Raw genomic sequence first — 8,830 nt, forward strand, 5'->3', positions numbered from 1 at the left:
ACTGACTGGGGAGAGATCATGGCTTCGACGTCCACGCCGCTCACCCTTCCGGTACTGCCCCTCGACGACGAGGTGGTGCTGCCGGGCATGATGGTGCCGCTGGACCTGTCCGCCGCCGAGGTGCGCGCCGCGGTCGACGCCGCGCAGGCGGCCTCCCGCAGCTCCGAGCCGGGGGCGCACGCCCCCGGCGTCCGCAGCTCCAAGGCGCCCCGCCCGCAGGTGCTGCTGGTGCCCAGGATCGACGGCGGGTACGCGGCCGTGGGCACCCTGGCCACCGTGGACCAGGTCGGCCGGCTGGCCGACGGCGACCCGGCGGCCCTGGTGCGCGGGGTGCGCCGGGTGCGGATCGGCGCCGGCACCACCGGCCCCGGCGCCGCGCTCTGGGTGGAGACCGCCGAGTTCACCGAGCCCGCCCAGCCCGACCCGCTGCCCGGCCGGGTCACCGAGCTGATGCGCGAGTACCAGGCCGTGGCCGGCCGCTGGCTCAGCAAGCGCGGCGCCTGGCAGGTGGTGGACCGGATCGCCCAGTTCGACGGCCCCTCCGAGCTGGCCGACAGCATCGGCTACGCGCCCTTCCTCAGCGCCGCCCAGAAGCTCCGGGTGCTGGAGACCGCCGACCCGGTGGAGCGGCTCGGGTACGCGCTCCAGCTGCTCCGCGACCACCTGGCGGAGGAGGAGGTCAACGACACCATCCGCAAGGACGTCCAGGAGGGCGTGGACCGGCAGCAGAAGGAGTTCCTGCTCCGCCGCCAGCTGGAGGCCGTCCGCAAGGAGCTGGCCGAGCTGAGCGGCGACGCCGCCTCCGAGGAGGACGACTACCGCGCCCGGGTGGAGGCCGCCGACCTGCCCGAGCGGGTCCGGGAGGCCGCGCTCAAGGAGGTCGACAAGCTGGAGCGGTCCTCCGACGCCTCGCCCGAGGGCAGCTGGATCCGCACCTGGCTGGACACCGTGCTGGAGCTGCCGTGGCACCAGCGCACCGAGGACGCGTACGACATCGCCGGCGCCCGCGCGGTGCTGGACGCCGACCACGCCGGGCTGACCGACGTCAAGGACCGCATCGTGGAGTACCTGGCGGTGCGCAAGCGGCGCGCGGAGCGCGGCCTCGGCGTGGTCGACGGCGAGCGCGCCCCGGCGGGCGGCGGGCGGCGGGCGGGCGGCGCGGTGCTGGCCCTGGTGGGGCCGCCCGGCGTGGGGAAGACCTCGCTCGGTGAGTCGGTCGCCCGCGCGATGGGCCGCTCCTTCGTCCGGGTGGCGCTGGGCGGCGTCCGGGACGAGGCCGAGATCCGGGGCCACCGGCGCACCTACGTCGGCGCGCTGCCCGGCCGGATCGTCCGGGCCGTCAAGGAGGCCGGGTCGATGAACCCGGTGGTGCTGCTGGACGAGATCGACAAGGTCGGCTCCGACTACCGGGGCGACCCCGCCGCCGCCCTGCTGGAGGTGCTGGACCCGGCCCAGAACCACACCTTCCGCGACCACTACCTGGAGGTGGAGCTCGACCTCTCCGACGTCGTCTTCCTGGCCACCGCCAATGTGCTGGAGGCCATCCCCGAGCCGCTGCTCGACCGGATGGAGCTGGTCCGGCTGGACGGCTACACCGAGGACGAGAAGGTCGTCATCGCCCGCGACCACCTGCTGCCCCGGCAGCTGGAGCGGGCCGGGCTGACCGCCGACGAGGTGGCGGTCGAGGAGGACGCGCTGCGCCTGCTGGCCGGCGAGTACACCCGCGAGGCGGGCGTACGGAACCTGGAACGCGCCCTGGCCCGCATCCTGCGCAAGGTCGCGGCGCAGAGCGAGCTGGGCGAGCGCACACTGCCCGCCCGGGTCGGCGCCGACTCCCTGCGCCGGCTGATCGGCCGGCCGCACCACACCCCGGAGGCGGCCACCGACCCCGCCGGGCGCCGCACCGCCGTCCCCGGCGTGGCCACCGGGCTCGCGGTCACCGGCGCGGGCGGCGACGTGCTGTACGTCGAGGCGTCGCTGGCCGACCCGGAGACCGGCCCCACCGGGCTCAGCCTCACCGGCCAGCTGGGCGACGTGATGAAGGAGTCCGCGCAGATCGCGCTCTCCTTCCTGCGCTCGCACGGCGCCGAGCTGGAACTGCCGGTCACCGACTTCAAGGAGCGCGGCGTCCACCTGCACGTACCGGCCGGCGCCGTCCCCAAGGACGGCCCCAGCGCGGGCGTCACCATGACCACCGCCCTGGCCTCGCTGCTCTCCGGCCGCCGGGTCCGACCGGACGTGGCCATGACCGGCGAGGTGTCGCTCACCGGGCGGGTGCTGCCGATCGGCGGGGTCAAGCAGAAGCTGCTCGCCGCCGACCGGGCGGGGGTCACCACGGTGCTGATCCCGCAGCGCAACGAACCCGACCTGGACGACGTCCCGGCCGAGGTGCTGGACCGCCTCACCGTCCACCCGGTCTCCGACGTCCGCGAGGTGCTGGAACTGGCCCTGGAACCCGCCGCCGCGACGGTCGCCACCGCAGCCTGACCCGGCCCCCCACCCCGGCTGCCGCCGCCCTCCCAGGGCTCGGCGGCAGCCGGGGCCATTGCTATCCGTGACCACCGTTCCTACACTTGGTGACCATGGAGTCGCCAGGCGGGGAAGAGTCCACGGCACGCGGCTGGGAGGCCGACCCCGCCGGCTGGTCGTCATCCCCGCCGCCACCCTGGCCGCAGCCAAGCCGGACATCCCCGATGCACACCACTGACCCCGACGCCCCCGGACTCCGCCTCGACCCGGCCCTCGGCGACCGGCTCGACCTGGCGGCCTACCGGGCCGACTTCCGCGACCGCCAGTGGACGATCGACGGCCAGGACTCCTGGAAACTCGAACGCCGCCAGCACTTCCAGGAGCCCGGCTTCCCCAGCTGGGACGCCTTCGCCCGGGGCGACTGGCACGAAGCCCTGCGCCTCATCGAAGCGGAACGCGACTACCTCCACGACTTCGGCCGGGAGAACACCCGCCGCCGCACCACCCTGCTGCGGGTCCGCGTGGTCGAACAGCCGCTCACCCCCTACCTCCAGTGGGAACTGCACCTGCTGCGGCTGCGCGCGGAGTGCGGCGAGCACATCCGGGTCGTGGGCCCGGAAGCCGTCCGCGACCGGGAGGGCGCCGGGCCGCTGCCCGAGCGGGTCACCCTGGGCGCGGGCACGGTCTACCAGGTGCTCTACACCGAGCAGGGGGCCCTGGACGGCGCGGTGCGGTTCACCGACCCCGAGGTGACCGCGCGCTGCCGGGAGTTCGTCCGGGAGCTGTACGAGGCGGGGGAGGACCTCGTCCGCTACGTCGACCGCGAGGTCGCCCACCTGCCGCCGCCACTCGCGGAGTAGCAGATCGCAGCGGACGGCGAGGACAACAGGACGCACTCGGAGCTGTCGGGGACCGCGAGTGACGTCGTACAGGCCCGTGACATCAGCGGCGGCGTCCACTTCCACGCCGCCGGGCCCTACCCCGGCACCCCGCGCCCGAGACAGCTCCCCGGCGGCGCCAGGGGGTTCGTCAACCGCAGCAGCGAGATCCGGGAACTCGACCTGGTCCTCGGCGGCGCCGCCGACGAACCGCCCGCCGCCGCGATCCACGTCATCGCCGGTACGGCCGGTGTCGGCAAGACCTCCTTCGCGCTGCGCTGGGCGCACCAGGTGGCGGAGCGCTTCCCGGACGGCCAGCTCCACGCCAACCTGCGCGGCTACGACCCCGACCCGCCGGCCACCCCGACCGAGGTGCTGCACCGGTTCCTCGCGGCCCTCGGCGTCCCGGCGAAGGCGATCCCGGCGGAGCCCGAGGCCGCCGCCGCGCTCTACCGCTCGCTGCTGGCCGGGCGGCGGATGCTGGTCTTCCTGGACAACGCGGCCACCGCCGGGCAGGTCCGCCCGCTGCTGCCGGGTGCGGCCTCCTGCCTGGTCGTCGTCACCAGCCGCAGCCGGCTGTCCGGGCTGAGCGTCCGGGACGGCGCCCGGCGGCTGACCCTGGGGCCGCTGGCGGAGGCGGACGCCGTCGACCTGCTGAGCGCGGTCACCGCCGGTTACCGGGCGGGGGACGACCAGGAAGAGCTGGTGGAGCTGGCCCGGCTGTGCGCCCGGCTGCCGCTGGCACTGCGGATCGCCGCCGAGCGGGCCGCCAGCCGCCCCCGGATGCGGCTGGCCGAGCTGATCCGGAACCTGCGCGACGAATCGGGCCTGTGGGAGGCGCTGAGCATCGACGACGACGATGAGGCCGCCGCCGTACGGACCGTGTTCGCCTGGTCGTACCGGGCGCTGACCGCAGAGGCCGCCCGGCTCTTCCGGCTGCTCGGCCTGCACCCCGGGCCGGACTTCGACGCCGGGGCCGCCGCCGCGCTCGCCGGCGTCGGCGTCGGCCGCACCCGGCACCTGCTGGACGCCCTGGTCGGCGCCCACCTGCTGGAACAGGCCCACCCGGACCGCTACCAGTTCCACGACCTGCTGCGCGCCTACGCCACCGACCAGGTCCAGCACGAGGAGGCCCCGGAGAGCCGCGCGGCGGCCCTGCGGCGCGTGCTGGCCTGGTACCTGCACTCGGCCGACGCCGCCCAGACCTGGCTGAACCCGCCGGAGCCCCATGTGCCGCTCGATCCGCCGGAGGACGGCGTCCAGCCGGCCGCCTTCGCGGACCACGACGAGGCGATGGGCTGGTACGAGCGGGAACGGGCCAACCTGCTGGCCGCCACCCGCGCCGCCGAGACGGCCGGGCTGGACCGGCCCGCCTGGCAGCTGCCCGCCGTGCTGCGCAGCGTGCACATGCTGCTCAACCCGTTCGAGGAGTGGCTGGCCATGGGCCGCATCGGGCTGTGTGCCGCCCGCCGGCTGGGCGACCGATGGGCGGAGGCCGAACTGTCGGAGAGCCTGGGCATGGCGTACACCCAGTCCCACCGGCTGGCCGAGGCCACCGGCTGCCACCGGACGGCGCTGGCCATCCGCCGCGAACTGGGCGACCGGCTGGGCGAGGCCTTCTCGCTCAATGATCTCGGCCTGCTCCACCTGCGGGAACGCCGCCTGGCGGCGGCCAGGGAGCGGTTCGGGGCGAGCAGGGAACTCTTCCGGGCGACCGGCGCCACCGGCTGGGAAGCCGTCCTGACCGCGAACCTCGCCGAGACGGCCTGCCGGCTGGGCCGGTTGGACGAGGCGTCGGAACTCGCCCGGCACGCCCTGGCCGCCCACCGTGAACAGGGCAACCGGGGCGGCGAGGGCAACGCCCTGCGCATCCTCAGCGACGTCCAGCGTGCGCTCGGAGCGCCGCAGGACGCGCTGCGCTCCGCCCAGGAGGCCCTGGACATCGCCCAGCGGCAACGCAACCGGATGTGGGAGGGCTACTGGCTGCTCGCCCTGGGCGGCGGCCAGCAGGCGTGCGGCCGGGCGGCGGACGCCCTCGCCTCCTACCAGCGCGCCGCGACGCTGCAACGGCGGCTCGGCGACCGCGCACGCGAGGCCCTGGCCTGGCACGGGGCCGGGGAGGCGTACACCCGGCTCGGGCGGTTCGCGGAGGCGGCCGACTTCCACCGCAGCGCGGCGGCGGTCCACCGTGTGCTCGGGGACCACTGGCAGCTCGCGGTCGCCCTGGACGGCCTGGCCGGCGCGCTGCACCTGGCCGAGGAGGCGGACGAGGCCCGACGGTACTGGTCCGAGGCGCTGGGCCTCCTGGCGGCGTACGACGATCCGGGCGCCGACGCGCTGCGGGCCCGGATCGGCGGGGCGCTGGGTGGGGCGGCGGGGTGAGGGGCGGGTCGGCCGGGCCGGGTGGGAGAGTGCGGGTCTGGGCCGTCGGAAGGTCTGGGCCGTCGGAAGGCGTGGGCTGGTGGAGGGAGTGGGCGGGTGGCGGCGGGGTTGCTGGTGGGGCGGGTCGAGCGGGAGGGCGGGGTGGCCGGGCTGCGGGCGTACGCCGGGGCGGACGGGGTGGCCGTGCTGCTGGTCGACCGGCCGGCCAAGCGCAATGCGCTGACCCTCGCCATGTGGCGCGGGCTGCCCGGTCTGCTGGCGCGGCTGGCGGCCGACCCCGCCGTGCGGGTGCTGCTGCTGGCCGGGTCCGGGGGCACCTTCAGCGCCGGGGCCGACATCGCGGAGCTGCTGGAGGTGTACGCCGATCCGGAGCACGCCGACGCCTACCACCGCGCCAATGTGGCGGCCGAGGAGGCGCTCGCCGCGTTCCCGCACCCGACCGTGGCGGTGGTGCGCGGCGCGGCGGTGGGCGGCGGCTGCCAGCTGGCCGTCGCCTGCGACCTGCGGTTCGCGGCCGAGGACGCCCGGCTGGGCATCACCCCGGCCAAGCTGGGCGTGGTCTACCCGGCCGTCCCGACCGCGCGGCTCACCCGGCTGGTCGGCCCGGCCCGCGCCAAGTACCTGCTGTTCTCCGCCGACCTGGTGACCGGTGCCCGCGCCGAACTGCTCGGCCTGGTGGACGAGGCGGTCCCGGCCGACCGGCTGGACGCCCGCGCCCTGGAGTACGCCCGTACCGTGGCCGGCCGCTCCCCGCAGACCCTCGGCGCGGTCAAGGACGTGGTGGCAGCGGTGGCCGAGGGCCGCGATCCGCAGGCGGCGGTGGAGCCGTGGGAGCGCCGGTCGCGCAGCGCGCCGGATGTCCGCGAGGGGCTGGCCGCGTTCCTGGAGCGGCGTCCGCCGCGCTTCTGAGGCGGGGCGGCGCCGCCCGGTCCGCAGCGCGCTGCGCCCGGGTGTACGGGAAGGGCAGCCGCCGCGCGGGTGAGGGGGTGCCACGCTCGGCCCATCGGCCGGGCAAAGCGGACATCTCCGCCCCTAGTATCCGGCGTATGCGCGTTCTTCGGACGGGACCGGTCGGAGCGGCCGCTGCCGCGTTCCTCGGGCTGGCGGCTCTCGCGGCCTGCGCCGCCCCGGCCCCCCGGCGGCTGCCCGCCGCCGGTACTGCCACGGCGGGCCGCCCGGCCGTCCGGGGCTCCTCGTACAGCCTGCCGTTGAGCGTCTGGTCCGGGTCCGGCGCCCCGCGCGGCGGCACCGAGCCACCCCGCAGCACCCGGCCGTTCTCGCTGGTCGGCGCGGTCTGGGACGACGCCCGTACGCCGCTCAACGCCACCGTACGGGTCCGTACCCGCGACCGGGCCGCCGGGCAGTGGAGCCCCTGGCAGACGCTGCGCCCCGAGGACCACGGCAAGCCGGGCCCCACGGCGGGCCAGGCCCGGGGCTACACCGCGCCGCTGTGGGTGGGGCCGTCGGACGGGGTGCAGGTGTCCGTGGCGGCGCCCGCCGACAGCCTGCTGCCCAGCGGCCTGCACCTGGCCCTGGTCGACCCGGGCAGCCCCGCCGAGCAGCCCGCGCAGGGCGTCAAGGTGCCCAGCTGGCTGCTGCCCAGGGCGTCGGTCTCGCCGACCGGCCACCCGTATGTGGTGCCCCGGCCCGCCCTGGTCACCCGGGCCGGCTGGAAGGCCGACGAGTCGCTGCGGCACACCAAGCCCGCGTACGCCGGCACGGTGAAGATGGTCTTCATCCACCACACCGACAACCCCAACGGCTACTCCTGCTCGCAGGTGCCGGAGATGATCCGGGCGATGTACCAGTACCACGTCAGCGAGCTGGCCTGGGACGACATCGGCTACAACTTCCTGGTCGACCGCTGCGGCACCATCTACGAGGGCCGCGCCGGGGGCGTGGACCGGCCGGTGGTCGGCGGCCACACGATGGGCTTCAACATCGGCAGCATGGGCATCGCGGCGATCGGTGACTTCAGCGCGGGCGCCACCGTGCCCAAGCCGATGGTGGACGCCATCGCCCGACTCGCCGCCTGGAAGCTCTCCCTGGCCGGGGTGTCGCCCGCCGGCCGGGCCGCGATGGTCTCCCAGGACAGCGCCACCCGCTACCGCAAGGGCACCACGGTGCTGCTCAACGCCATCTCCGGCCACCGCGACGCGGTCTACACCGAGTGCCCGGGTGACGCCCTGTACGCGGCGCTGCCGGGCATCCGCGCCGCCGCCGCCCGGCTGCTGCGGGCGGGCGCCGCCGGGCGGCCCTGAGGTTCGCTCCCGGCGCGGTCAGCCCAGCAGGTGGACCGGGTGGCGCAGCTCGTCCTCGATGTCGCCGGCGGTCTGGGCCAGCAGCTTGCGGGCCAGCGAGTTCAGCGCCCGGGAGGCGGCCAGCTCCTCACCGATCCGCTCCTCGGGCCGGTCGCTGTCGCTGCACCGGGCGCTGCCCCGGGCGACCACCCCGGGCGCTCTCGATCCGACCAGCCGGGCTTCGCACTCGGTCTGCCTGCCGTCCTCGTCGAAGAACAGCCGGACGTCCCATTCGTGGCGCATGGCGTCCACTTCCTCGGGGTCCTCGGGGGTTTCGGTACTGCGGTCCCTCCCGCGTCCCAGGGTGCGCCGGGGCCGGGGGGTGGGCAAGCGTCAGACCCGGTGGCCCTGCTCCCGCAGCCAGCGGTGCAGCGCCTCCTTGTCCGCGACGGTGATCCGGGGGCCGGGGCGGGTGGGCCCCTCGTCCCGGTTGAAGCCGGTGACGTTGACCCGGGCGGTCACCCAGTCGGCCAGTCCCTGCGCGATGTCGGCCGGGAGGCGGCCACCGGCCTCCCAGGTCCGCCGGGCCGTCTCGGCGGCCCCCGGGTCCAGCTGGTCGGCCTCGGCCAGCCAGAGCGGCAGCAGGCGGGCGGCGGTCCGCGCGTCCGGGGAGGCATCGGCGTGGTGTACGTCCATGGTGGGGAGCGTGACCGGAATGCCCCGGTTCATTCGTGAATCACGTCACCCGGATCGGGGAAGCGGGGGGGCCCCCGCCCCCCCCCGGGGGCCCCCCCCGCGGGGGCGCGCCCCCCCCCCCCGGGGGGCCAGGCCCCCCCGGGGGGGGGGGGGTAGGGCCGGCCC

Annotated in this window: 7 protein-coding genes; 5 read left to right on the plus strand and 2 right to left on the minus strand. The window is 76.2% G+C overall.

All coding sequences use genetic code 11. From position 1 onward, the window contains the following. Positions 1-18 precede the first annotated feature (18 nt). The 5 genes from lon (at position 19) to ACIQGZ_RS06570 (ending at position 7,990) form a co-directional block, all read left to right on the plus strand. On the plus strand, positions 19-2,487 hold the full coding sequence (lon, locus tag ACIQGZ_RS06550; RefSeq protein WP_402599702.1) for an endopeptidase La: 2,469 nt from the start codon (positions 19-21) through the stop codon (positions 2,485-2,487). Positions 2,488-2,693: 206 nt separating this feature from the next. Further along, a complete protein-coding gene (locus ACIQGZ_RS06555; protein WP_402599703.1) occupies positions 2,694-3,329 on the plus strand; it encodes a DUF6879 family protein in 636 nt (211 codons plus the stop codon). 309 nt (positions 3,330-3,638) lie between these two features. Beyond that, positions 3,639-5,729 carry an ATP-binding protein gene (locus ACIQGZ_RS06560; RefSeq protein WP_402599704.1) on the plus strand — a complete coding sequence of 697 codons (2,091 nt, stop codon included), beginning with the start codon at positions 3,639-3,641 and terminating at the stop codon, positions 5,727-5,729. Between the two features lie 141 nt (positions 5,730-5,870). Continuing rightward, positions 5,871-6,638: an enoyl-CoA hydratase/isomerase family protein gene (locus ACIQGZ_RS06565; RefSeq protein ID WP_402600006.1), complete on the plus strand. Its 768-nt coding sequence runs from the start codon at positions 5,871-5,873 to the stop codon at positions 6,636-6,638. Positions 6,639-6,775: 137 nt separating this feature from the next. After that, the gene (locus ACIQGZ_RS06570) at positions 6,776-7,990 is read left to right on the plus strand and encodes a peptidoglycan recognition protein (protein ID WP_402599705.1); all 1,215 of its coding nucleotides are present in this window, start codon (positions 6,776-6,778) and stop codon (positions 7,988-7,990) included. An 18-nt stretch (positions 7,991-8,008) separates the two neighbouring features. Here the strand turns inward: ACIQGZ_RS06570 and ACIQGZ_RS06575 are convergent, their stop codons facing one another. Together ACIQGZ_RS06575 and ACIQGZ_RS06580 are read right to left on the minus strand one after the other, a co-directional pair. Beyond that, entirely contained in the window at positions 8,009-8,272 is a 264-nt protein-coding gene (locus tag ACIQGZ_RS06575) for a DUF1876 domain-containing protein (RefSeq protein WP_402599706.1), read from the minus strand. Positions 8,273-8,362: 90 nt separating this feature from the next. Next, positions 8,363-8,665 (minus strand): hypothetical protein, encoded by a 303-nt coding sequence (locus ACIQGZ_RS06580; protein ID WP_402599707.1) that lies wholly within the window; start codon positions 8,663-8,665, stop codon positions 8,363-8,365. Positions 8,666-8,830: the final 165 nt, after the last annotated feature.

Source organism: Streptomyces sp. NPDC092296, from assembly GCF_044755465.1.
Taxonomy (GTDB): domain Bacteria; phylum Actinomycetota; class Actinomycetes; order Streptomycetales; family Streptomycetaceae; genus Peterkaempfera.

Coding starts and splice junctions, on each gene's coding strand:
- ACIQGZ_RS06570 (WP_402599705.1), top strand. CDS start 6,776: ATGCGCGTTCTTCGGACGGGACCGGTCGGAGCGGCCGCTGCCGCGTTC.
- ACIQGZ_RS06580 (WP_402599707.1), bottom strand. CDS start 8,665: ATGGACGTACACCACGCCGATGCCTCCCCGGACGCGCGGACCGCCGCC.
- ACIQGZ_RS06555 (WP_402599703.1), top strand. CDS start 2,694: ATGCACACCACTGACCCCGACGCCCCCGGACTCCGCCTCGACCCGGCC.
- lon (WP_402599702.1), top strand. CDS start 19: ATGGCTTCGACGTCCACGCCGCTCACCCTTCCGGTACTGCCCCTCGAC.
- ACIQGZ_RS06575 (WP_402599706.1), bottom strand. CDS start 8,272: ATGCGCCACGAATGGGACGTCCGGCTGTTCTTCGACGAGGACGGCAGG.